This window comes from Balneolaceae bacterium, from assembly GCA_034521445.1.
Lineage (GTDB): Bacteria > Bacteroidota > Rhodothermia > Balneolales > Balneolaceae > JAXHMM01.
This window is the reverse complement of the sequence record JAXHMM010000005.1, coordinates 131,794-153,627: the sequence shown is the minus strand read 5'-3', so window position 1 is coordinate 153,627 and position 21,834 is coordinate 131,794. Positions and strand designations below refer to the sequence as shown.

General features: G+C 62.9%; 26 protein-coding genes. 15 read left to right on the top strand and 11 right to left on the bottom strand.

From position 1 onward, the window contains the following. Positions 1-38 precede the first annotated feature (38 nt). Genes U5K31_04570 through surE form a run of 5 tightly spaced genes read left to right on the top strand, consistent with a single transcriptional unit; the run spans position 39 to position 3,528 of the window. A complete protein-coding gene (locus U5K31_04570) occupies positions 39-689 on the top strand; it encodes a hypothetical protein (protein MDZ7772000.1) in 651 nt (216 codons plus the stop codon). Between the two features lie 60 nt (positions 690-749). Next, positions 750-1,439, top strand: coding sequence for a bifunctional demethylmenaquinone methyltransferase/2-methoxy-6-polyprenyl-1,4-benzoquinol methylase UbiE (ubiE, locus tag U5K31_04565; protein ID MDZ7771999.1), 690 nt, complete (start codon positions 750-752; stop codon positions 1,437-1,439). Positions 1,440-1,482: 43 nt separating this feature from the next. Further along, entirely contained in the window at positions 1,483-1,932 is a 450-nt protein-coding gene (gene fabZ, locus U5K31_04560; GenBank protein ID MDZ7771998.1) for a 3-hydroxyacyl-ACP dehydratase FabZ, read from the top strand. After that, positions 1,929-2,759: a 3-methyl-2-oxobutanoate hydroxymethyltransferase gene (gene panB, locus U5K31_04555; protein ID MDZ7771997.1), complete on the top strand. Its 831-nt coding sequence runs from the start codon at positions 1,929-1,931 to the stop codon at positions 2,757-2,759. Before fabZ ends, panB begins: the two co-directional genes overlap by 4 nt. 1 nt (position 2,760) lies before the next feature. Next, the gene (gene surE / locus U5K31_04550; protein ID MDZ7771996.1) at positions 2,761-3,528 is read left to right on the top strand and encodes a 5'/3'-nucleotidase SurE; all 768 of its coding nucleotides are present in this window, start codon (positions 2,761-2,763) and stop codon (positions 3,526-3,528) included. 96 nt (positions 3,529-3,624) lie between these two features. On the opposite strand, the gene U5K31_04545 is transcribed toward surE, so the two are convergent. Together U5K31_04545 and U5K31_04540 are read right to left on the bottom strand one after the other, a co-directional pair. After that, positions 3,625-4,485, bottom strand: coding sequence for a hypothetical protein (locus tag U5K31_04545; GenBank protein ID MDZ7771995.1), 861 nt, complete (start codon positions 4,483-4,485; stop codon positions 3,625-3,627). Between the two features lie 4 nt (positions 4,486-4,489). After that, positions 4,490-5,461 carry a hypothetical protein gene (locus U5K31_04540; protein ID MDZ7771994.1) on the bottom strand — a complete coding sequence of 324 codons (972 nt, stop codon included), beginning with the start codon at positions 5,459-5,461 and terminating at the stop codon, positions 4,490-4,492. A gap of 181 nt (positions 5,462-5,642) precedes the next feature. Here U5K31_04540 and U5K31_04535 point away from each other — a divergent pair, with 181 nt between their 5' ends. The 5 genes from U5K31_04535 to U5K31_04515 all read left to right on the top strand — a co-directional run bounded on the left by U5K31_04535 (position 5,643) and on the right by U5K31_04515 (position 8,744). Beyond that, the gene (locus U5K31_04535) at positions 5,643-6,785 is read left to right on the top strand and encodes a hypothetical protein (GenBank protein ID MDZ7771993.1); all 1,143 of its coding nucleotides are present in this window, start codon (positions 5,643-5,645) and stop codon (positions 6,783-6,785) included. Positions 6,786-6,979: 194 nt separating this feature from the next. Beyond that, on the top strand, positions 6,980-7,750 hold the full coding sequence (locus U5K31_04530) for a PAS domain S-box protein (protein ID MDZ7771992.1): 771 nt from the start codon (positions 6,980-6,982) through the stop codon (positions 7,748-7,750). 7 nt (positions 7,751-7,757) lie between these two features. After that, positions 7,758-8,081: a PAS domain S-box protein gene (locus tag U5K31_04525; protein ID MDZ7771991.1), complete on the top strand. Its 324-nt coding sequence runs from the start codon at positions 7,758-7,760 to the stop codon at positions 8,079-8,081. 34 nt (positions 8,082-8,115) lie between these two features. Next, positions 8,116-8,406 (top strand): histidine kinase dimerization/phosphoacceptor domain -containing protein, encoded by a 291-nt coding sequence (locus tag U5K31_04520; GenBank protein MDZ7771990.1) that lies wholly within the window; start codon positions 8,116-8,118, stop codon positions 8,404-8,406. Further along, positions 8,370-8,744, top strand: coding sequence for a hypothetical protein (locus U5K31_04515; protein MDZ7771989.1), 375 nt, complete (start codon positions 8,370-8,372; stop codon positions 8,742-8,744). The genes U5K31_04520 and U5K31_04515 overlap by 37 nt, the downstream gene beginning before the upstream one ends. Before the next feature lie 52 nt (positions 8,745-8,796). On the opposite strand, the gene U5K31_04510 is transcribed toward U5K31_04515, so the two are convergent. The 8 genes from U5K31_04510 to U5K31_04475 form a co-directional block, all read right to left on the bottom strand. After that, a complete protein-coding gene (locus U5K31_04510; GenBank protein ID MDZ7771988.1) occupies positions 8,797-9,420 on the bottom strand; it encodes a phosphopantothenoylcysteine decarboxylase in 624 nt (207 codons plus the stop codon). Continuing rightward, positions 9,384-10,028: a flavoprotein gene (locus U5K31_04505; GenBank protein MDZ7771987.1), complete on the bottom strand. Its 645-nt coding sequence runs from the start codon at positions 10,026-10,028 to the stop codon at positions 9,384-9,386. The genes U5K31_04510 and U5K31_04505 overlap by 37 nt, the downstream gene beginning before the upstream one ends. A 15-nt stretch (positions 10,029-10,043) precedes the next feature. Continuing rightward, the gene (locus U5K31_04500; protein MDZ7771986.1) at positions 10,044-10,337 is read right to left on the bottom strand and encodes a DNA-directed RNA polymerase subunit omega; all 294 of its coding nucleotides are present in this window, start codon (positions 10,335-10,337) and stop codon (positions 10,044-10,046) included. Positions 10,338-10,340: 3 nt separating this feature from the next. After that, positions 10,341-10,922: a guanylate kinase gene (gene gmk, locus U5K31_04495; GenBank protein ID MDZ7771985.1), complete on the bottom strand. Its 582-nt coding sequence runs from the start codon at positions 10,920-10,922 to the stop codon at positions 10,341-10,343. Beyond that, complete coding sequence (locus U5K31_04490) at positions 10,915-11,118, bottom strand: DUF1732 domain-containing protein (protein MDZ7771984.1); 204 nt, start codon at positions 11,116-11,118, stop codon at positions 10,915-10,917. Before U5K31_04490 ends, gmk begins: the two co-directional genes overlap by 8 nt. Positions 11,119-11,188: 70 nt before the next feature. Then, entirely contained in the window at positions 11,189-11,797 is a 609-nt protein-coding gene (locus U5K31_04485) for a YicC/YloC family endoribonuclease (GenBank protein ID MDZ7771983.1), read from the bottom strand. A gap of 94 nt (positions 11,798-11,891) precedes the next feature. Then, a complete protein-coding gene (glmM, locus tag U5K31_04480) occupies positions 11,892-13,241 on the bottom strand; it encodes a phosphoglucosamine mutase (protein MDZ7771982.1) in 1,350 nt (449 codons plus the stop codon). Positions 13,242-13,296: 55 nt separating this feature from the next. Beyond that, positions 13,297-13,848, bottom strand: coding sequence for a cob(I)yrinic acid a,c-diamide adenosyltransferase (locus tag U5K31_04475; GenBank protein MDZ7771981.1), 552 nt, complete (start codon positions 13,846-13,848; stop codon positions 13,297-13,299). Between the two features lie 153 nt (positions 13,849-14,001). Between U5K31_04475 and U5K31_04470 the strand changes: the two genes are divergently transcribed. The 4 genes from U5K31_04470 to U5K31_04455 all read left to right on the top strand — a co-directional run bounded on the left by U5K31_04470 (position 14,002) and on the right by U5K31_04455 (position 18,482). Further along, positions 14,002-14,772 (top strand): hypothetical protein, encoded by a 771-nt coding sequence (locus U5K31_04470; protein ID MDZ7771980.1) that lies wholly within the window; start codon positions 14,002-14,004, stop codon positions 14,770-14,772. A gap of 255 nt (positions 14,773-15,027) precedes the next feature. Next, positions 15,028-15,726 (top strand): succinate dehydrogenase cytochrome b subunit, encoded by a 699-nt coding sequence (locus U5K31_04465; protein MDZ7771979.1) that lies wholly within the window; start codon positions 15,028-15,030, stop codon positions 15,724-15,726. 70 nt (positions 15,727-15,796) lie between these two features. Then, the gene (locus U5K31_04460; GenBank protein MDZ7771978.1) at positions 15,797-17,716 is read left to right on the top strand and encodes a fumarate reductase/succinate dehydrogenase flavoprotein subunit; all 1,920 of its coding nucleotides are present in this window, start codon (positions 15,797-15,799) and stop codon (positions 17,714-17,716) included. Position 17,717: 1 nt separating this feature from the next. Continuing rightward, positions 17,718-18,482: a succinate dehydrogenase/fumarate reductase iron-sulfur subunit gene (locus U5K31_04455; GenBank protein ID MDZ7771977.1), complete on the top strand. Its 765-nt coding sequence runs from the start codon at positions 17,718-17,720 to the stop codon at positions 18,480-18,482. Positions 18,483-18,485: 3 nt separating this feature from the next. Here the strand turns inward: U5K31_04455 and U5K31_04450 are convergent, their stop codons facing one another. Then, positions 18,486-19,766: an aminotransferase class V-fold PLP-dependent enzyme gene (locus U5K31_04450; GenBank protein ID MDZ7771976.1), complete on the bottom strand. Its 1,281-nt coding sequence runs from the start codon at positions 19,764-19,766 to the stop codon at positions 18,486-18,488. Positions 19,767-19,898: 132 nt separating this feature from the next. On the opposite strand from U5K31_04450, the gene U5K31_04445 reads away from it, so the two are divergent. Continuing rightward, entirely contained in the window at positions 19,899-21,827 is a 1,929-nt protein-coding gene (locus U5K31_04445) for a RecQ family ATP-dependent DNA helicase (GenBank protein MDZ7771975.1), read from the top strand. The last annotated feature ends 7 nt before the right edge of the window (positions 21,828-21,834 follow it).

The following is a 21,834-nucleotide window of genomic DNA, read 5'->3' as shown; positions in this document are numbered from 1 at the left end:
CGCCTCCAGCGATCAAACCAACGAACCGAACGCATGACATGATGTTTAAGCACCGTACGAGGGGTACCGACCAGCTCTTTGTGGAAACCAAACTGGGAATAGTGACGCGCCGCGGCGAGTGGTTTTTCACCTCCTCGGAAAAGCTGCGCGACTATGTACCCGAGCTGCTGGAAATACGCAGCCTGGAAGAACTCATCAGCGAGGCCCAGGCCTGGGTGCAGAGCACCGAGGGACTCTCCATCACCCTTCTTATGGTTCTTCTTCTGCTGGTGAACCCCTGGATCGCCCTGGGAGCGGCTGTGCTCTTTCACGGGATCTGGTACGCCGCCAAAAGCGCCTTCGTGATCCGCAACCTGGGGAGCACCCTGCGGGTGATCAACTCCGACGGCTACCAGATGCTGGTATCCTTGGTGGCCCTCAGCCTGCTGGCCTGGCAGGGAGCTTTTACGGGACTCGCGCTGGGACTGCTTTTCTTTTTCGTCTCCAAGCTCCGCCTGCTCGAAAGGCTCTGGAAAGCGCTGGGACTGTGCCGGGGAGACGGCCTCACCCTTAACGACCGCGTGCTGCGGATGGTCATCATCCGCCACGCCATCCACGAAGACGTGGCCCCGGACCGCGTGCAGAACATGGAGGAGCGCCTGAAGGAGGCCGCCTTCGGCACCCGGAGCAACTCTCCCTCGGATCCGTGATTTTTTACGTATCTTGGCAGGCTTCCAGCAACGCAATCCCCGCACAAAGCCACCCTTCGCATGAGTGAAAAGGTACGCCGGATGTTCGCCGATATCGCGGACGATTACGACCGGGTGAACTCCATTCTTTCCTTTGGAGTCCACCATGCCTGGCGGGACCGCGCGGTGCGCCTGAGCGGCGCGGGCGCCGGCGACGCCGTACTAGACTGCGCCACCGGCACCGGCGACCTGGCCCTCGAATTCAAGGAGAAGGTGGGTCCCAATGGCTACGTGCTGGGCACCGATTTCTGTGAGGCCATGATCGAGAAGGCCCCCCAAAAAGCGCGTTCACGCAACCTGGAGGTGGCGTTCGAGGTGGCCGACGCCCTCGATCTTCCCTACGAGGACGATCGTTTCCACATCGCCAGCATCGCCTTCGGCATCCGCAACGTAGATGACCCCGTTCGCGGGCTGCGTGAAATGGCACGCGTGGTCAGGCCCGGGGGACGCGTGGTGGTGCTGGAGTTCGGCCAGCCCCGCGGACTGCTCAGGTGGCCCTACGAACTCTACAGCCAGTACATCATGCCCGCCGTGGGCGGCTGGATAAGCGGTAACCGGGAGGCCTATGCCTACCTGCCGCGCACCAGCGCTGAATTCCCGGCAGGCGAACGTTTTGCAGAGCTGATGCGCCGGGCTGATTCCTATATCGACATCCACATGGAGAAGCTCACCGGCGGCATCGCCTGGATCTATGTGGGGAGCGTCGGATAATTCTTATATTGCAGCTTTATCCCGAGATTACATAACCCCGCATATGGAACAGCTGGAAATTGAAGAGATAAAGAAAATTATTCCCCACCGGTACCCCTTTCTGCTGGTGGATCGCGTACTGGAACTGGAGACGGACCGCATCCTTTCCATCAAGAACGTTACGGTAAACGAGGAATTTTTCAATGGGCACTTTCCCGGCGCTCCCATGATGCCGGGCGTGCTGCAGGTCGAGGCCATGGCGCAGAGCGCCTGCATCATGCTCATGTACAGCCATGTAGACGACCGCGAGGAGACCCTGGTGGTATTTACCGGTATCAACAAGGCCAAATTCCGCAAGTCGGTCGTGCCCGGCGACCAGCTCCGCATGGAGGTCAGGTTGCTGAACAAGCGCCGCAATTTTGTCACCATGGAAGGCAAGGCCACCGTGGACGGCGAGGTGGTCTCCGAACTGGAAGCCTCCGCGGCCATCGTTCCCAAGGGCGAAAAGCTATGAGTACCGAGACCGGCAGCGAACGTCCCGCCAAGGTGACCACCCAGACCGTGGTGGACATGAAGGCGAAGGGCGAAAAGATTTCCATGCTTACGGCCTACGACTATACCATGGCGCGCATCGTCGACCGTGCGGGCATCGAGATCATCCTGGTGGGCGACTCCGCGGCCAATGTCATGGCCGGGCACGAGACCACCGTTCCGATGACCCTGGACCAGATGATCTATCACGCCTCCTGCGTGGTTCGCGGAGTGGATACCGCCCTGATTATCGCCGACCTGCCCTTCATGAGCTACCAGGTGACGGCCAGGGAGGCGCTCACCAGCGCGGGACGCATGATGAAGGAGGCCGGCGTGCACGGCGTCAAGCTGGAGGGGGGAAGGACCGTGGCTGAGACCGTAGGCAGGATCGTGGATGCCGGCATTCCCGTGATGGGCCATCTTGGACTCACCCCGCAGAGTATTTACCAGTTCGGAACGTACAAGGTGCGCGCCACCGCGCAGGACGAGGCCGACGCCCTGCTGGAGGACGCCCGACGGCTGGAGCAGGCGGGCTGCTTCTCGCTGGTCCTCGAAAAGATCCCGGCCGAGCTGGCCGCCCGGGTGAGCCGCGAGCTTGACATCCCCACCATCGGTATCGGGGCCGGTCCGCAGTGCGACGGCCAGGTGCTGGTCACCCACGATATGCTGGGACTCAACAAGGAGTTCAAGCCCCGTTTCCTGAGACGCTACGCCGACCTGGAAGACCGCATGGATGAGGCCATTCGACACTATATCGCCGACATCAGGAGCGGCGACTTCCCCAACGAAAACGAGCAATACGGATCCTGACATGAGCAGTCCCCAAGAACCCGTCATCCTGGTCTGCAACGACGACGGCATCTTCTCTCCCGGCATCAAGGCCCTGGCCGAGGTTGCCGACCAATACGGCCAGGTGGAGATTATCGCCCCCGACCGCCAGCAGAGCGCTGTGGGACACGCCGTTACCGTGAGTACGCCCCTGCGCTCGCGCTCCTTCCAGATTGACGGGCGCTTCCACGGGCAGGCGGTCACCGGCACGCCGGCCGACTCGGTGAAGCTGGCCCACGACCAGCTCATGCAACGCAAGCCCGACCTGGTGGTCAGCGGCATCAACCACGGCAGCAACGCCGGCATCAACATTCTCTATTCGGGAACGGTCAGCGCCGCCACCGAAGGCACTATCCTGGGCTATCCCTCCCTGGCCGTCAGCTGCACCGACTACGGGGAGGAGGCCAACCTCTCCGGCGCCCGCGAGGCGGCCGGCAAGGTGATCCGTTATATTCTGAACCAGGGACTGCCCCGCGGCATCACCCTCAACCTGAACGTACCTCCGGGTCCCCTGAAGGGCATACTTTGGGCGCGGCAGGCCAACAGCCGCTACGTGGAGGAATTCGAGGGACGCGTGGACCCCAACAACCGGTCCTACTACTGGCTCACCGGCCGCATGGAGCTGCTGGAGGAGGGCGAGGACATCGACGTCAACGTGCTCGAGAGGGGCTATGCCTCGCTGACGCCCATACAGTACGACATGACCGCCTACAACCTGCTGCAACAAGTCAAAGACAACGAAGTCTTTTAAGTCATAAAGTCTAATAAGTCGAAAAGTCGGAAAGTCCAGAAGTCGGCGGACTTTACAGACTTTACAGACTTTTCGACTTCCCGACTTATTAGACTTTTACAGACTTTCAGACTTTAAGACTTTTAAGACTTGAAGCCAAAAAGAGTCGAAGAGCATGCGGCGGTCATCCTTGATGCGCATGTTCATCTGCTCCATGTGGGAGAGACGCCCGGTGGAAATATGTTTTCCCCATCGGGCGCTGGCCACCGACACCATCCCATCGTTGATGCCCTCCTCCTCGAAAATGTGATTGTTCTGGTAGCGCGAGATCATGTTGATGGGTTCGGTCGTCCCCTTTCCCACGCCCGCGCTGTAGGAGTAGTAGGCGATGTCCGGTACATCGGGCACCTCGGGGTTGAATCGCTCGCGCACGTAGGCCCGCGTGAGCTGCTCGGCCGAGCCGATGGAGTCGCTCTTGATGCCGGGGTAGACCTGGTCGCCCATCCAGTCCAGGAATTCTGCGAGCTTGTCGCGTATGGCCTCCGGGGTGCGAAGGGTGAGCTCGGCCAGGCTGGTGCCGCGGTGAGGTGTGCTCACGGTGGTCAGGGAGGCCACATGGCGGCGGGCCTCCAGCTTGCTGATGGCGTAGCGCATGTCCAGCCCCCCCATGCTGTGGGCCACCACGTTCCACTTCGACATTCCGGTGCGTTCCACCAGGTCCTCGATGACTTGCACCCAGCGCTGGGCGCGGGTCTCAATTTTGGCGTAGGGCACGATGTTGGGAGCGAAGGCCTTGACCCCGTGGGTGCGCATCAGCAGGGCCACATCGTAGAGCGGGGAGGGTTTGACAAGGGAGGCTATGGCCCCGTAGCCGTGGCACAGCAGTACGGGATGCTGCAGTTCCACCAGTTCGGGTTCCGGGAACTCCCGGAGGCGGAGCTTGCGGAGCCAGTTGCCGTTTTCAATGCTTTCCATCATAGATTCAGGGCCCTTGCTGGGGAGGTATGAGGGTTAGTCCCCCTCGCTTGTATTCGGGCAGCCGATCCTGCAGCCAGTCGAAGGCCTCCCCTGAGGCGTGGACCAGGAGCAGGGGGCGCTCCCCGGCCTGGGCCTCGGCCGCGAAGGCGTCGAGGGCCCGTATGAAGTCGGCGCGTCCCATGGCGGCCTGTATCACGCGGGCCTGCGATGCGGGGATGAAGTCGAGGGCGTAGCGCGAAAGGTTTGGGGCTTCCCCGGAGGAGGCTGCCGGGACGAAACTGAGCACGCGCGCCTGGGGCATGGCGCCCTCCACCTGCTGCAGCAAGGAGAGCCCACCCCCGCTGCCGGGCACGCTGCGTCCCTCGGCGTCGCGAAGCCATAGAATGGGTTCGGTCAGGCCGCCCCCGCCCTGCCACTCCTGGCGGATGGTGCCGGCCTCCAGCGCCCGCCCGATGGCCATCACCGGGTGGAGCGCCTCGCCCATCTGCCGGAAGCGCTGCTGGAGCTCCTCCGAGGGAGGATAGTCGAAGGCAATCAGGATGGTGGCCAGGTTCCGGTTCATCTCCAGCTCCGGGTCGGTCTGCAGACGTACCGTGCGCACGACCGTGTTGCGCCAGATGAGCTGGATCTCCATGTCGCGCTGGGGAAAAACCACGCGGGCCGGCGCACTCATCCCCCAGGTGTTCACCGAGCGTTGTATGCGGGCGTGAAGCTGGGTCTTGGAAAAGCCGCCGGGAAGGGAGACCAGGTAGACCCTGCGTGCAAAATTGCTGTCCACCTCCACCTGCCAGCTCTGCACCTGCCCGGGCCGGATGTAGAACTCGCGGAAGTCGGCCTGAAGCAGGGAGTCCACCCGGGCCAGGTCGTCGAGGCGGCGGGGTGGCTCGTCCTCCGCGGTGGCCAGCAGCCATGCGCTGGCCACGCAGGAGAGGAACAGGAGCAGGACGAGGAGCTGTTTTTTTCTGTGTGCGGTCAATACAGGCTGTCAGATGACGTTTCATCAACCTACAATAATAGCGGTTATGCGAGAGTAAATCTACGAACAATGGGAACGACCGCTTACGTTTAGATGCTTTTTTTTCGATATTGGGCGCGAAGTGCGGGATCCGTCCCGAATGCGCCGGACGGCTCCCCTCCAAGCCTCAGCCAGGAATCCGATGAAGTTCCGTTTCGAACAAGTGGAAGAAGCCGGGCAGGTGGACCTGTTCCACGAGCTGCCCTTCGACATCTATCGCGACTATCCGCAGTGGTGTCCGCCCTTCCGCTTTGAAATTGAGAACATTTTTGATCCCGGGTCAAATCCCTTTCACAAGCGCGGGGAGTGCGAGCGCTACCTGGTATGGTCGGACGGGCAGGTGGCCGGACGCTTTGCCGTAATGAACCATCCCGAACGCGACCGGGTGCACGACCCGGTGATGGGGGGACTGGGCTTCATCGAGATGTACGACGATCAGGAGCTGGCCGACGCCATGATCGGCTTTGCCCGCGACTGGCACCGCCGCAGGGATTACGGGGCCATGTGCGGGCCGATCAATTTCGGAGAGAACGATACCTACTGGGGACTGCTTGTGGAGAATTTCGACGAGCCGCCCATCTACGGCATGTTCTACCACCCGCCCTACTACCGGGAGCGCATTGAGGCGACCGGGGCGGTGAAGCTGGACGACCACTGGAGCTACAAGCGCTCCTTCGACAAACCCATTCCAGAGCGCATGGCGCGCATCACCGACCGTATCGAAAGCCGTCCCGGCGTGGAGCTTCGCCCCATCGACAAGCGCAATATCTATCGCGACGCAGAGTACATGCGCCAGATCTACAACGAGGCCTGGAGCAGCCAGGAGATCAGCGAGCGCGAGGAGACCTTCACCGAGCTTACTTCTCAGACGGTTCGCAACATGGTCCGTAAACTGAAACCGGTGATGATTCCCGAGAGCGTGCTGCTGGCCTTTGTAGACGGCGAGCCTGCCTCCTTTATCGTCTGCGTTCCCGACCTCAATGAGATCTCCAAAGAGACCGGGGGGAGACTCCGCTGGTGGCACTACCCCAAGCTGCTCTGGTTCAAGCGCCGATGCACACGTCTTCGTACCCTGGTTTACGGGACCCGACCCAAATTCCGCAAGATGGGACTGGAAGCCCTCACCTTTACGCGGGGCATCGAATATACCCACCGGGCCGCACCCACGCTGGACTACCTGGAAGGTGGCTGGGTAAGCGAAAAAAACTGGCTGATGCAGCGCAGTCTCGAAGCGCTCGGCTGCCACCACCACAAGACCCACCGCACCTACCAGTGGGATTGGTAGCACCTGTTTCTGCCCATTCTCCTCTCTTTTTCAGGGCCGGAAAATGAAAAAAAGTGTAAAATATCTTATATTTAGCCCTGTCCTCCTCTCCTGGAACAGGCAATTTACAGCTTATTTCACGCTGCGTTTGGGCGGCCGGCGCAAAACATATCGGGCCGCCTTTCAGATAGTACGGCCCCGAAGCTCCAAACCTGATGGACCAACTGTTATTCGATTCCAATCCCAATCCGATGCTCATCTACGATTGGGATACGCGCCGCATCCTGCGGGTAAACCGCGCCTTCGCGGAGCGCTACGGCTATTCAGCCAAGGAGGCGACCGAACTTGCCATTGACCAGATCCGGCCGGAAGAGGATCTGCCCGGGTTTCGTGAGGCGCTTCGAAAGGTAGATCCGCAGGGCATTAACGAGTCGGGCGTACACCGCCACAAGGCTTCCGACGGGGAGGTGTTCTACGTAAAGGTCACTTCCCAGCGTTATGCCTACGAGGGACACGATGCCCGACTGGTCTCCCTGGTCGACGTGAACGAATCAGTGGAGGCGGAGCGCCGGGCGCGCCTCGCCTACGAGGAGCTCAGCCACCACGTGCGCAATTCGCCCCTGGCGCTGGTAAGCCTGGACCGCGAGATGAAGATCACCGAGTGGTCTCCGCAGGCCGAAGAAATTTCCGGCCTGTCCAGGAAGGAGGTGCTGGGGCGCTCGCCTTTCGAGCTTGGCCTGCTCCCGGAAGAGGACGAGGGCAAGGTGCGCCAAACCCTCCGGGCCATGGTCAGCGGGCATCTGGACCGCCACCAGCAGACGCTGCGTCTCTACCATACCGGTGGAGCGGAAATTCCCATACGCCTGCACACCTCGGCCCTGCGGGACGGGGAGGGCGGACTCGTTTCGGTGATGTCGCAGATCGAGGACCTCAGCAGGCAGAAGCACCTGGAGCACCGTTACCAGAAACTTTTTCGAGTCGGCTAACGACTCCATTCTGATCCTGCAGGAGGGAGTTTTCGTGGACTGCAACTGCCAGGCGGAGAAGCTCTTCGGCTGTCCACGCGAGGAGATTCTGGGGGCCACGCCGGCGGATTTCTCTCCCCACCGGCAGCCGGACGGGAAAACTTCCGAGGAACGGGCGCGTGACTACATTTCCGAGGCGGACAGGACCGGTCAGACCACCTTTTCGTGGGAACATCGGACCGCCGGCGGCCAGGTGGTCTCGACCGAGGTGAGCCTGAACACCATCACTTTCCACGACGAGGAGTACGTGCAGGGCATCGTGCGTGATGTGAGCGAGCGCAAGCAGAACTGAAGCGCGCCTGCGTAACTCTCTCCGGGAAAAGCAGATGCTGCTCGAAGAGGTCCACCACCGCGTTAAAAACAACCTGGCGGTTATCTCGGCCCTCCTGGAGGTGCAGGTATTTGACGAGGAGGACCCGCGCGTGGCGGAGGTGCTCAGCAACAGCCTCAAGCGTATCAAGACCATCGCGCTGGTGCACGAGATGCTCTACCGGGCGGAGGACTACACCAGGCTGCCCCTCTCCGGTTATTTTGACAGGTTGGTGGCCCTCAACCGCGAGATGCGATCCTCCCCGCCGAAGTGGAGATTGAGCTGGACGTGGAGGACATCGACCTGAACATCAACCAGGCCATTCCCTGCGCCATGCTCCTCAACGAGCTGATCAACCACTACCACCACACCCTCTTTGCGGGTGACCGGGATGGCAGGATGGGAATTTGCATCTACAGCGAAGAGGACACGATGCACATGGAGGTCAGGGCCGCGGGGGGTGGCAAGCCGGTCGGTCCCCGGGACGGGGAGGAGGCTCTTGCAATGACCCTGGTACGCAAGCTGGCGGAGCAGCTTGAAGGGGAGATGAAGCTGGAGGAGTCGGAGGGACAGGGGTACTTTTCGCTGGCTTTCAAGAGGGGGCAATCACGTGGTTCGGCCTCCCACCGCAGGGTGGATGTATAGGCGGACGTGTGTTCCGTACGGTCAGGGGGGGTAAGACGGCAGAAGAACCGCGTCAGTCCCCGTTTCTCCCGAAAATGTGCTTCAGCACCCTGTGGGCCACCTCTTTTTTGGTGCCCTCAAAGGCCCGCTCTTCTTTTCCGCTGAGCAAAACCACGCGGTTGGTTTCCGAGCCGAATCCCGCTCCCTCCTCGTTGAGGGCGTTGCCCACGATGTAGTCGGCCTTCTTTTTTCTGAGCTTCACGGAGGCGTTCTCCACCAGCTTTTCGGTCTCCATCGCGAAGCCGATAAGGGTCTGTCCCTCCAGCCGGTTTTCGCCCAGCCAGGCCAGCACGTCATCCGTGGGGAGCAGCTCCAGAGAGGGGGAGGCCTTGTCTTTCTTGATCTTTCCCTCCTCCGGGCTGGCCGGGCTGAAATCGGATACCGCCGCGGCCATGATCACCACGTCGTGTCCGGCGTGCTCTTTCACCTCTTCGAAAAGCTCCGCCGCGCTGGTGAAGGTTCGGGTGGACACGCCGACGGGAGGGTCCAGGCTCACGGGACCGTGCAGCAGGGTGACTTCGGCGCCCAGGTCGCGGGCCGCCTCCGCCATGGCGAAGCCCATGCGCCCGGAGCTGGGATTGGAGATAAAGCGCACGGCATCTATAAATTCCCGGGTGGGTCCGGCGGTGACCAGCACCTTTTTTCCGTCCAGGGGCCGCTCTTCCAGCTCCTCCCGGTCCGCCCCGGCGGCGCCCGCGGCCTCCAGGATCTCGCGGCAGCGTGCCAGGATGGCGTCGGTTTCCGGCAGGCGACCCCTTCCCTCCAGTCCGCTGGCCAGGTAGCCGCTTTCGGGCTGCAGAATATGGTAGCCGTAGTTCGGAGCGTCTGCAAGTTGCGCCGGGTGGCGGGCGCCCGGTACATCTCCCCGTCCATGGTGGGACAGAGCAGCACGGGGCAGCGGGCCGCAAGCAGGGTGGAGGCGAGCATGTTGTCGGCCTGTCCGCCGGCAATCTTGGCCATGGTGTTGGCCGTGCAGGGGGCAATGAGAAAGAGGTCGGCCCATTCGCCCCATGCGATGTGGCGGGTCCACGAATCGGGATCAGAATCGTCGGGGAAAATGTCGACGCCCACGGGACTGCCGGAAAGAGTGGCGAAGGTCTCGGCGCCCACGAAGCGGGTGGCGGCGCGGGTCATGGTCACCCGCACTTCGGCGCCCTCCTGCTGCAGGGCACGTAAAAGAAAAGCAGCCTTGTAGGCTGCAATTCCCCCGGTCACGCCGAGTATGATCCGCCTGCCGGAAAGCATATCAGGTGGGAGAGGTTATTCTTCGTCCTGCGGGTAGCGGAAGTAGATCTCACCCTGCCGCATCTCTTCCACGGCGCGCTGTGTGGCGTGGGGAAGCTTTTCGAACTCCTTGGAAATGTTTTCCTGCTCTTCGTTGAAGGAGAATTCGTCCTCGTCTTCGAAACCTTCGAAATACTTCAGCTTCTCGTCCAGCTGCAGCTTTTCCTGGGCTGCAATCTGGCGGCTGCGTTTGGACATGATGGCGATCAGCTCGTACTGGTTGCCTGTGTCCTTGTTGAGTTTTTCAACGTCTAGTGTCTTAATAGCCATGGCTCAGGGTTTGTCTGCTATAAAAAGTTCTACAATCTGTTTGACCTGCTGGAAGGCCTCCTCCAGCTCGTCGTTTACCACCGTATGGTCGAAACGGTCGGCGTACTGCATCTCCTTCCTGGCCAACTTGAGACGCGAGGCAAGGGTCTGCTCGTCCTCCGTTCCGCGTCCTGCCAGGCGCCGTTCCAGTTCCTCCAGGGAGGGTGGCTGGATGAAAACGGCCAGGCTCTGGCTGCCGTACATCCGCTTGACGTTGAGGGCGCCTTTCACTTCAATGTCAAGCAGGGGAAAATACCCCATTTCCATAAGTTTATCAACTTCCGAGCGCAGGGTTCCGTAACGCTTTCCGTTGTAATATTCCCACTCCAGGAAGCCCCCGTCGTTGATTTTTCGGTCGAATTCCTCCTCCGAGAGGAAAAAATAATCCACCCCGTGCTTTTCGCCCGGGCGCGCCGGCCGCGTCGTGGCCGATACGGAGAAGCGAACCTTGTCCATCTCCTCCAGCAGCATGCGCGCGATGGTGGTCTTCCCGGAGCCGCTGGGGGCCACCACAATGATCACCTTTCCCTTGGGCTGCTCACTCAACGTTCTGCACCTGTTCTCTTATCTGTTCCAGGCTCTCCTTGGCACGCACCACATGGCGTGAGATCTCGGAGCTGTTGGCCTTCGAGCCGATAGTGTTGATTTCGCGGTTCATCTCCTGGCTCAGGAAATTGAGTCGCCGTCCCACGGCCTCCTTCTGGCCAAGGGCCTCCCGGAAAAACTTCAGGTGCGACTGCATGCGCACGATCTCCTCGGTGATGTCCATCTTGTCGGCCAGGATGGCCACTTCCATCTCCAGGCGCTCGGGATCAAGACTGTCGTCGCTGACCAGGCTCTTGATGCGCTCGGTGAGCTTGCGGCGCTCCTCCTCGGCGCGCCCTTCGGTGAGCGCGCGGATATTCTCCAGCTTCCGGTCGATGTGGCCGGCCCGCTCGCGGAGGTCCTCCTCCAGCTGGCTGCCCTCCTTGCGGCGCATCTCCACCAGCTGCTCGCAGGGCCTCCAGAGGGCCTGGCGGGAGAGCTGCCCAGATGGCCTCCACCTCGGAGGGGTCCTGTCCGCGCGACTCGAATAGTTCGCTGAACTGCATCAGGTCGTCCAGCTCCACCGGTTTCTCGATGCCGGCGGCCTCCCGCAGCCCGTCCAGCAGCTCCTTGTAGCCACGCACAAGCCTGGGGTTGAAGGTGATCTCCGGCTCGCCCGTATCGGCCTGGTCCAGGCGCAGGGTCACCGACAGCTTGCCCCGGCTTACCTTTTCCTGAATGAGTTCCTTGACCTGGAGCTCGCGCTCCTGGACGGCCTTGGGCAACCGCAGGGAGATGTCGAGGTAGCGGCTGTTGACGGATTTGATTTCGGCGGTCAGCGAGAAGCCTTCGGCGGCGGCCTCCCCCCGGCCGAAGCCGGTCATGGAAACGATCATGCAGTGCGGATTAGATTCGGCCCAGCGGCTGTGCTGCTGAGCCCGGGCAGTTTGAAACTGAGCCCAAGATAATAAAGTAGCGTACCTAATAAAATCAGCTGCCGGAGGTGATGGCGGCGATCACGCCTTCGGCCACCTCTCGGGCCGCATCGGGGGTGGGCCCCTCGGAGTAGACCCGCAGGATGGGTTCGGTGTTTGACTTGCGCAGGTGCACCCAGCCCTCCTCGAAGTCTATTTTTACCCCATCCAGGGTGTCGGGTTCGCGGTCGGCATAGTGATCCAGGGCGCGCTGCAGCAGTGCGTCCCCGTCCACCTCCTCCAGGGATATTCTGCTTTTGCGCATGTGATAGTCCGGCAGGCCGGCGCGGTAGTCTGAGGCGCTGACCTCCCGCTCGGCCAGTAGCTGCAGCACCATGGCGGCACCGACCAGGGCGTCGCGTCCGTAGTGAAGGTCGGGGTTGATCACGCCCCCGTTGCCCTCTCCGCCAATGACGGCGCCGGTCTGCTGCATCTTCTTGACTACGTTGATCTCGCCCACAGCCGAGCGGTGGCAGGGCTGCCCGTAGCGGGCGGCCACGTCTTCGGCCACGCGGGAGGAGGAGAGGTTGGTGGCGCAGGGCCCCGGGTTCTTGGCGAGCATGAAATCGAAGGCGGCTGCCTGGGTGTATTCCTCGCCGAAGGGTTCCCCGCGGTCGGTGACAAGGGCCAGGCGGTCGCCGTCGGGGTCGGTGACGATACCCAGATCGCATTGCTCTTCGCGCACCAGCGCGCAGATCTGCTGCAGGTGCTCGGGGAGGGGCTCCGGGTTGTGTGCGAAGCGCCCGTTGGGCTCGTCGTTGACGGCAACTGTCTGCACGCCCAGCCGCTCCAGCAGGGGAGGGAAGGCGACAGCGCCGGTGCCGTTGACGGGATCGAGGGCCACGCGGAAGCCGGCTGCGGTGATGACGTCGGGGTCGATGTAGGGCAGATCCAGGATACTATTAATATGGTGCTCCAGGGCGCCGGGGTCCTCGCGCTCGCCGCCGATGGCGTCGTAGGGTTTCCAGGCGAGGTCGCGGCTTTCGCTGCGGGCGATCACCTCCTCCCCCTGTCCGGCGTCCAGGAATTCGCTCTTCTCGTTGAGCAGCTTCAGGGCGTTCCACTCGGCGGGGTTGTGGCTGGCCGAGATGACGATGCCCCCGTTGGCCCCGTGGCTGAGTACCGCCATGGCCACCGTAGGAGTGGTCGCCACGCCCACGCGAATCACCTCGCAGCCCACCGCGCGCAGGGCGGCGGTCACCACCTGCTCGCAGAGGGGGCCGCTTGCGCGCGTGTCGCGCCCGACCACCACGGTTCCCCCCTCCAGCCAGGATCCGTAGGCGGCGGTGAAGCGAGTGAGATTTTCGGGGGTGAGATCGGTTCCAAAGATGCCTCGGATGCCGGAGACGGAGATCATCAGTGCCATGGGAGGTGCGGAAAGGGTGTGGGATTAAAAAGAGTGTGAACGGCGGCAGGCCGAGTCATCGGCTGCGTTCGGGTTTCCAGGGTTGCTCGGGCTGGCCTGCGTGCCGGTTTTCGTGGCGGGCGAGCACGAAAAGGAAGTCGGAGAGCCGGTTCAGGTAGGTGATCACGTGGCCGGAAACCTCCTCCTCTTCGGCGCAGCGCACGGCGGCGCGCTCGGCCCGCCGGCAGACCGTTCGGGCCAGGTGGAGGGTGGCACCGGCGGGGGCGCCCCCGGGAAGGATGAAGTTCTTCAGGGCGGGAAGGTCCTCTTCCATCCTGTCGATAGTATCCTCCAGGAAATTAACCTCTTGCTGGCCGATGCGCTCGATGCGTTCTTTGGCGTCCGGCGGGGTGGCCAGGTCGGCCCCCAGGGTAAAAAGCTGCTCCTGCACCTCGGGTATCCAACCTTCGCCGCCAGGCGAGCAGCCGTGACTGGCGGCCACGCCCAAAAGGGAATTGAGCTCGTCCACCGTCCCGTAGGCCTCGATGCGGAGGGAGGATTTGGGGACGCGGTCGCCCCCGAAGAGAGAGGTGTTGCCGGTGTCGCCTTTGCGGGTATAGATTTTCATGGATGTGTGCCGGTTGGTTCTCTGCCTTTGCGCTTGCTCCCCCGAATTCGTCCCCTCCATCTCTGAAAGATAAATGTTATAATGCATCTTTTCCGAGCGAATTGGCGCCCGGCGCGCCTTCCGTAAACCGCAACACCATCCAACCTCCCTGCCATGTCCCTTCGCAAGATGCTGCTCACCCTTGTCGCCCTGCTCGCGATCTCCGTCGGCGCCTGGTGGTATTTTATGCCCGGCGAGTCGGGCATACAGAGCGGGGAGGACGTCATTCGGGCTATGCACGAGTCCTACGTGGGTGAGTGGTATCCCTACCTGACCTTCCGGCAGGAGACCATCTACCACAGCGGAGGCGAGCGGCAGGGTTCGCAGACCTGGCATGAGGCGCTGGCGGTTCCGGGACGGCTGATGATCAAATTTGACAGCCTGGGCAGCGGCTCAGGGCTGGTGTTCCGCCGGGACTCCCAGTTCGTCTTCCAGCAGAATGAGCTCATCCAGGCCGCGCCCAGGGTTCACGACCTGCTGGTGCTTGGTTTCGACGTCTACCGCCAGCCGCCGCAGGAAACCATCGCCAAGCTGGAGGGACAGGGCTACGACCTCTCGGCGGTTTACGAAGGGGAGTGGCAGGGGCGTCCCGCCTGGGTGGTAGGGGCCGATAGTCCTGAAGACACCACCGCCAGCCGTTTCTGGGTCGATCGCGAGCACCTCTATTTCGTGCGCTCGGTCACCCGCGACCCGCAGGACGGCAGCGTTTCCGAGACGCGCTTTAATGACTACCGGCAGATCGCCGGCGGCTGGGTGGCCCCGGAGGTGCTCTTCTACGAAGACGGACAGTTGACCGTGGAGGAGCAGTACTCGCAGATTGAAACGCCCGATTCCCTGCCGGAGGGACTTTTTGACGCACAGGATTTCCGTTCGGCCCGCTGGTAGGATCTTCAGATGTGGTCCATGCCCAGGTCCTCCCATTCCACGCCGCGGTGCTCCGCCTGGCGAAGACGGAGAATAGCAAATGCAGGGCAGAAGGCCCAATTTAGACCTCTTCTGAATTACCGCCTCGGACGGCTGAACGGGTCTTGCTCCTTGCCTTTTTACTCTTTTCCTGTCATTTTCCCTCCCTCGAAAACGGGCCCGCAAGGCAGCCGCCGCGGGACCGGCACCCGCAAGAACCTTATCCCGGACATCGCGATGCCCTCATTTCTTGAAGCGCTGGAGTCTCAGGTAGGACGCAAGATCTTAACGGCGGTCACAGGCATCGGCCTGATGATTTTCATTATCGGCCACCTGGCCGGCAACCTCACGCTTTTCGGCGGAGCGGAGGCCTTCAACTCCTACACCTACACCCTCGAGAGTCTGGGTATCTGGCTGTATCTGATGGAGTTCGTGCTGGCCGCAGGTTTTCTGCTCCACGCCTGGGTGGGCATCTCCATCTGGCGGAAACGCCGCAAGGCCCGGCCGGAGGGCTACAGGGACTACCGCTCCAAGGGCGGCCCTAGCAAGCAGACCTGGGCCTCCCGCAGCATGATCTTTACCGGCCTGGTACTGCTGGTCTTTCTGGTGATCCACCTCGACTCCTTCAAATTCGGCGCCACCGAGACCGTCATGATCGACGGCCACCAGGCGAGGGACCTCAAGGCGCTGGTGATCGAAAAATTCCAGCAGCCCCTCTACGCTTTCGGCTACACCTTTGTAATGCTTCTGCTGGGAATGCACCTGGGACACGGTTTCTGGAGCGCCTTCACCTCCCTGACGATGAAACACACGCGTTTTTCCGGCATTATCTGGGCCGCGGGCGTGATCTTCGCTCTCCTGATGGCAGCGGGATTCATCTTTATCCCGCTTTACATCTACTTCACCGGGGGACAGGGCGCGCTTATCGTGCCATGATCCCGGCGCGGACGGCGGGCCACAGGCCCGCGCCATGAATGCGACAATTTCCAAAACAACTGGCAAGCTGATGAATCTAGCCCCGAACGTTCCCTCCGGTCCCCTGGAGGAGAAGTGGTCCAACCACCTGAACAACATCCAACTGGTAGCCCCCAACAACAAGCGCAAGCATGAGGTGATCGTCGTGGGCACCGGCCTGGCGGGCGGGGCGGCCGCGGCCAGCCTGGCCGAGCTGGGCTACAACGTCAAAAGCTTCTGCATCCAGGATTCCGCCCGGCGCGCCCACAGCATCGCCGCCCAGGGGGGCATCAACGCCGCCAAGAACTACCCGAACGACGGCGACACCATCTGGCGGCTCTTCTACGACACCATCAAGGGCGGCGACTACCGCTCCCGCGAGTCCAACGTCTACCGCCTGGCGCAGATTTCCAACGAGATCATCGACCAGGCCGTGGCCCAGGGCGTGCCCTTCGCCCGCGAGTACGGGGGACTGCTGGCCAACCGCTCCTTCGGCGGCGCGCAGGTCTCCCGCACCTTCTACGCGCGGGGACAGACCGGGCAGCAGCTGCTGCTGGGTGCCTACCAGGCCATGATGCGCCAGGTACATGAGGGCAAGATCGACTACCATCCGCGCCACGAGATGCTTGACCTGGTGGTCCTCGACGGCAAAGCGCGCGGGATCATCACCCGCGACCTGGTCTCCGGCGAAATCCGCCGCTGGATGGCCGACGCGGTGGTGCTCTGCACCGGCGGCTACGGCAACGTCTTCTACCTCTCCACCAACGCCAAGAATTCCAACGTCACGGCCGCCTGGCGCTGCCACAAGCGGGGCGCGGCCTTCGCCAATCCCTGCTACGTGCAGATCCATCCGACCTGCATCCCCGTTTCGGGCGACTACCAGTCCAAGCTGACCCTGATGAGCGAAAGCCTGCGCAACGACGGGCGGGTCTGGGTGCCGAAGAAGAAGGGCGACGAGCGTCCCCCCAACCAGATCCCGGAGGAGGAGCGCTACTACTACCTCGAGGAGAAATACCCCAGTTTCGGCAACCTGGTGCCGCGCGACGTGGCCTCCCGCAACGCCAAGTTGGTCTGCGACGACGGCATGGGGGTGGGTCCCACAGGACGCGCCGTCTACCTGGACTTCCGCGACGCCATCGAGCGCGACGGCAAAAAAGCCATCTCCGAGAAGTACGGCAACCTCTTCGAGATGTACGAGAATATCACCGGCGACAATCCCTACGAGGTGCCCATGCGCATCTTCCCGGCCGTGCACTACACCATGGGCGGGCTCTGGGTGGACTACAACCTGATGAGCAATATCCCGGGTCTTTTTGTGGCCGGGGAGGCCAACTTCTCCGACCACGGGGCCAACCGCCTGGGCGCTAGCGCCCTCATGCAGGGCCTCTCCGACGGCTACTTTATCATTCCCTATACCATCGGCAACTACATCGCAGGCACCGACCTGCCGGAGGCCGACACCCGCCACGAGGTTTTTGAGGAGGCCGCCGGCAACGCCCAGTCGCACATCGACCGCATGCTGGGCGTGGGCGGCGACCGCAGCGTGGTGGACATCCACCGCGAGCTGGGCAAAATCATGTGGGACAAGGTGGGCATCGCCCGCAACGAGGAGGGTCTCAAGGAGGCCATCTCGCAGATCCGCGGGCTGCGCGAGGAGTTCTGGAATAACGTGCGCGTGCCGGGCGAGTCCGCCAACTACAACAAGTACCTGGAATTTGCCGGCCGTGTGGCCGACTTCCTGGAGCTGGGCGAGCTGATGGCCGAAGACGCCCTCCACCGCGACGAGTCGGCCGGCTGCCATTTGCGCGAGGAGCACCAGACCGAGGAGGGCGAGGCCCTGCGCAACGACGAGGATTTCTCCTATGTGGCCGCCTGGGAGTACCAGGGCGTCAACGGGGAGCTGCAGGAGCAGCTCCACAAGGAGGACCTGCAGTTCGATTTCGTGGAACTTAAACAGCGAAGCTACAAATAACATGGCAGAAGAGATGACCATCCACCTTAAGATCTGGCGCCAGGACGGCCCCGACGCCCCCGGCGAGCTGGTCGACTACACGCTCGACAACGTCAACGAGCACATGTCCTTCCTGGAGATGCTGGACGTGCTGAACGAGCAGATCGTCGCCGAGGGCGGCGTGCCCGTGGAGTTTGACTACGACTGCCGCGAAGGCATCTGCGGCTCGTGCAATCTCATGATCAACGGCCGGGCGCACGGTCCCAAGGCGCTCACCTGCTCCTGCCAGCTGCACATGCGCAACTACAGTGACGGCGACACCATCACCGTGGAGCCCTTCCGCGCCCGCGCTTTTCCCGTCATCAAGGACCTGGTGGTTGATCGCAGCGCCTTTGACCGCATTATCGAGGCCGGCGGCTACATCTCCACCAAAACCGGCTCGGCGCCCGACGCCAATTCCATTCCGGTGGACAAGTCGGTGGCCGACACCGCCTTCGACTACGCCACCTGCATAGGCTGCGGCGCCTGCGTGGCGGCCTGTCCCAACGGCTCGGCCTCGCTGTTTGCCGGCGCCAAACTGGCCCACCTCAACCGCCTGCCGCAAGGCAAGCCCGAAAAAAGGAAGCGTACCGTGGCCATGGTCGAGCAGATGGAGGAGGAGGGTTTCGGCGACTGCTCCAACCACGCCGAGTGCGAGGCCGTCTGTCCGAAGGGCATCTCCATTTCCGCCATTGCCGAGATGCGCCGGGAGTATATGAAAGCGTTCTTCTCGGGGGAAGAGGCCTGAGCCTCAGGCCCGTCCTGTCAGCTCAAAGAAGCGCTCCACCTCTTCCTTTGAGGTAAGAATATTGGGGGATAGGCGCACGCAGTTGAAGTTTTCGGCCTCGAAGGGCCGGAAGACCATGGCGTTGTTGACCCAGAGCTCGCGGTGGAAGGCGTTGGCCGGCTTGCTGCGGATTTCGACAGCGTAGAGCGAACCGCCCATCTCCCAGTCGACGGGTGATTTCCAGCCGGTATCCAGCCAGGCGTCGGCCTGCCCGCGGGCGAATTCGTGCAGCTCTTTCAGGTACGCCTCCCGCTCGCCCCGGTCGATTTTGTTCTGGAAGTCGATGGCGTGCCCCAGCGTCAGCAGCTCGGGCAGATTGCGCGTGCCGTAGTCTTCGTACAACCGCGCCGTGCCCTGCCACGCCTCGCGGTTCTGTCCCCAGGTCACCCACATGGGCTTGAGCTCCTGGCGTATGCGCGGGCTGAAATAGGCCAGGCTGATGCCCTTGGGGGCCTGCAGCCACTTGTGGGCGCTGGTGGCCAGCACGTCCACGCCTGCCTCCTCCAGGTCGATGGGAATCATGCCTACGGTCTGCGCGGCGTCCACCGCCACATAGTCCACTCCGCGGTCGCGCGCCAGCCGGCTGAAGTCGGCCAGCGGGTGGCGCAGGCCGACGGTGTTGTCGATGTGTGGAAGTACCAGCAGGCGGGTGGAGGAGGTGATGTGGCGGTCGTAGCGGTCCAGCAGCTCCTGGCGGTCCAGTGCGCCAGCCTCCCCGAAGGGAATCTCGAAGGAATTTACCGAGTAGCCGTATTCGGGGCCGAATTTCTCGAAGCAGATGCTGGCGCCCGCATGGTTCAGGCTGCTGTAGAGCACCTCGTCACCGTCGCCCAGATCCAGCCCGTGGGCCAGCAAGTTGAACACCTCGGTGGTATTGTGGGTAAAGGCAATGTCGTCGGCCGAGGCGTTCAGGTAATCGGCCGCTTTGGCGCGCACCTCCTCCCGGGGCTCGTCCCACTCCCCGCTCCACATGTAGCGCCAGGGGTTGGACTCGCAGACCTCCAGGTACTTTTCCCGCGCCTCGTGCACGGGGCGGGGGATGGTGCCGATGGAGGCGTGGTTCAGGTAGGTGATGTCCTCTGACAGCATGTACTGCTTGCGCAGCTCGGGAAAGTCGGCGCGTCCCATTTCCCGGCCCGGCGCCAGCGATTCAATGGCATCGCGCGTTTCGCTGCGGATACCGGCGATAAGCGCGGCGGCGCCCATGGCGGCGTCCTGCAGGAAGGCTCGTCGGCTTTTCTTCATGGGGGATGGAATTAGGTTCGTCAGCGTTCACATACTCGGTTAATTATATGTAATTTTCGGGGCAACTGCGCAAGGGAGCCGGCCGTTCGCGGCCGCACCGGCGCCAGGACCGAACCAACCGATCAACCAACCATGAGCGATCCGCTTGACAAGGCGCGCGCCCTGATGGCGCGCCACTGGGGATTCGATTCCTTCCGGCCCGGCCAGGAGGAGGCCGTCACCTGCCTGCTGGAGGGCAGGGATACCCTGGTGCTCTTCCCTACGGGAGGCGGTAAGTCGCTCTGCTACCAGTTGCCCGCCCTGGCGCGCGGGGGACTCACCCTGGTGATCTCTCCCCTTGTGGCATTGATGCAGGACCAGGTGGAGCAGCTGGAGGCACACGACATTCCCGCCACCTTCGTCAACGCCACCCTCCCGGGCTGGGAAGTAGAGCAGCGGCTGGTCAACGCCCGCAACGGCATGTACCGGCTGCTCTATCTGGCGCCAGAGCGGCTGAAGACCCCGCTCTGGGAGGCGGAGATGCCGCAACTGGACATTCGCATGGTAGCGGTGGACGAGGCGCACTGCATATCGGAGTGGGGACACGATTTCCGGCCGGCCTACCGGGAGATTCGTCCCGCCCTGGAAAATCTGCCGGAGGAGGTGCCCTGGGCGGCGCTGACGGCCACGGCCACGCCCGAAGTACGCCGCGACATCCTGGAGAACCTGGAATTGCGCGACCCCGCCGTGGTCTCCCGCGGCTTCAAACGCCCCAACCTCACCTGGTGGGTGGTGGCTGACGAGCGGAAGGAGCGCCAGCTGCTGCGCAGCGTGAAGCGCGGCTCGCAGCGCGGTTCGGGACTGGTCTACGCGGGCACCCGGCGGAACTGTGAGCGACTGGCGGAAACCATCACCCGCCGCCTGGACGTTCCGGCGCGCCCCTACCATGCCGGACTGGAGTCCGGCGAGCGCGCCGCCATCCAGCAGCGCTGGCTTGAGGGGGAGCTCCCCGTGGTGGTGGCTACCACCGCCTTCGGCATGGGCATCGACAAGGCTGACTGCCGCTACGTGATCCACTACCAGCCGGCGTACTCCCTGGAGGCCTACTACCAGGAGGCGGGACGCGCGGGACGCGACGGGAAAGAGGCCTGGCCCATCCTGCTCTACAAACCCTCCGATGCCGAGCTGGCGCGCAGCCGCATACGCGACTCCTACCCCGACCGCGGGCAGCTGCAGAAGGTCTACGACGCACTTTGCGACCAGCTGGAGCTGGCCGTAGGCTCGGAAATGGAGGAGCCGGAAACCCTGGCGGTGGACGCCCTGGCGCGCCGCTCCGGGCTGCCCGGACGGGTCTGCCGCTCGGCCCTGCGCGTGCTGGGCAACCTGGGGGCGATCCAGCTCATCGACTATTTGTCTCCCCAGATCGGCCTGCAGTTCGTGGCGGGCCGGGACTACCTGCACCAGCTCATCGGGGAGATGGACAACGCACGCAAGGCGGGCTTCCTGGACACCCTCTACCGCCAGTACGGTCCGGAGGCCTACGGGCGCATGAAATACCTGGATACCGACTACCTGACCCGCAAGCTGGACGTGGACGAGAACGCGCTGCTCAAGGGCCTGGAGGTGCTTTCCACCCACGACGGACTGCTGCGCTACGAGGCGCGGGGCGACCAGCCCCTGGTGCGCCTGCTCCAGGAGCGGGTATCCCGGCTGCCCTATGGCAAAAAGGAGCTGGAAGGCCACCGCAGCGCCCTGCTGAAGAAATGGGACTACATGCAGGGCTACATCGAGACGGACGGCTGCCGGGAGCGCTACATTAGGACCTATTTCGGGGAGGAGGGAGTGGAGACGTGCGGGCACTGCGACAACTGCCTGGCGCCGGCTAAAGGGGAGGCCGGGGATTTCGGAGAGGCGGAGGTGCGCACCCTGCGGCGCCTGCTGGCTGCAGAAGCGCTCGGCCTGGCAGAGCTGCGCCGGCGCACGGGATGGAGAAAGGGCCGTCTGCGGGCCGCGCTCTCCTACCTGATGCGGGAGGAGCAGGTGAGCCGGGAGGGGGAGCGTTTCCGCTGGACCGGCAGGTGAAGCCCGG

Bases quoted from the DNA above. Each gene is read 5' to 3' on its own strand.
- U5K31_04570 (MDZ7772000.1), top strand. From the start codon at position 39: ATGATGTTTAAGCACCGTACGAGGGGTACCGACCAGCTCTTTGTGGAA.
- ubiE (MDZ7771999.1), top strand. From the start codon at position 750: ATGAGTGAAAAGGTACGCCGGATGTTCGCCGATATCGCGGACGATTAC.
- fabZ (MDZ7771998.1), top strand. From the start codon at position 1,483: ATGGAACAGCTGGAAATTGAAGAGATAAAGAAAATTATTCCCCACCGG.
- panB (MDZ7771997.1), top strand. From the start codon at position 1,929: ATGAGTACCGAGACCGGCAGCGAACGTCCCGCCAAGGTGACCACCCAG.
- surE (MDZ7771996.1), top strand. From the start codon at position 2,761: ATGAGCAGTCCCCAAGAACCCGTCATCCTGGTCTGCAACGACGACGGC.
- U5K31_04545 (MDZ7771995.1), bottom strand. From the start codon at position 4,485: ATGATGGAAAGCATTGAAAACGGCAACTGGCTCCGCAAGCTCCGCCTC.
- U5K31_04535 (MDZ7771993.1), top strand. From the start codon at position 5,643: ATGAAGTTCCGTTTCGAACAAGTGGAAGAAGCCGGGCAGGTGGACCTG.
- U5K31_04530 (MDZ7771992.1), top strand. From the start codon at position 6,980: ATGGACCAACTGTTATTCGATTCCAATCCCAATCCGATGCTCATCTAC.
- U5K31_04520 (MDZ7771990.1), top strand. From the start codon at position 8,116: ATGCTGCTCGAAGAGGTCCACCACCGCGTTAAAAACAACCTGGCGGTT.
- U5K31_04505 (MDZ7771987.1), bottom strand. From the start codon at position 10,028: ATGCTTTCCGGCAGGCGGATCATACTCGGCGTGACCGGGGGAATTGCA.
- U5K31_04500 (MDZ7771986.1), bottom strand. From the start codon at position 10,337: ATGGCTATTAAGACACTAGACGTTGAAAAACTCAACAAGGACACAGGC.
- U5K31_04490 (MDZ7771984.1), bottom strand. From the start codon at position 11,118: ATGCAGTCGCACCTGAAGTTTTTCCGGGAGGCCCTTGGCCAGAAGGAG.
- U5K31_04485 (MDZ7771983.1), bottom strand. From the start codon at position 11,797: ATGATCGTTTCCATGACCGGCTTCGGCCGGGGGGAGGCCGCCGCCGAA.
- glmM (MDZ7771982.1), bottom strand. From the start codon at position 13,241: ATGGCACTGATGATCTCCGTCTCCGGCATCCGAGGCATCTTTGGAACC.
- U5K31_04475 (MDZ7771981.1), bottom strand. From the start codon at position 13,848: ATGAAAATCTATACCCGCAAAGGCGACACCGGCAACACCTCTCTCTTC.
- U5K31_04470 (MDZ7771980.1), top strand. From the start codon at position 14,002: ATGTCCCTTCGCAAGATGCTGCTCACCCTTGTCGCCCTGCTCGCGATC.
- U5K31_04465 (MDZ7771979.1), top strand. From the start codon at position 15,028: ATGCCCTCATTTCTTGAAGCGCTGGAGTCTCAGGTAGGACGCAAGATC.
- U5K31_04460 (MDZ7771978.1), top strand. From the start codon at position 15,797: ATGAATCTAGCCCCGAACGTTCCCTCCGGTCCCCTGGAGGAGAAGTGG.
- U5K31_04455 (MDZ7771977.1), top strand. From the start codon at position 17,718: ATGGCAGAAGAGATGACCATCCACCTTAAGATCTGGCGCCAGGACGGC.
- U5K31_04450 (MDZ7771976.1), bottom strand. From the start codon at position 19,766: ATGAAGAAAAGCCGACGAGCCTTCCTGCAGGACGCCGCCATGGGCGCC.
- U5K31_04445 (MDZ7771975.1), top strand. From the start codon at position 19,899: ATGAGCGATCCGCTTGACAAGGCGCGCGCCCTGATGGCGCGCCACTGG.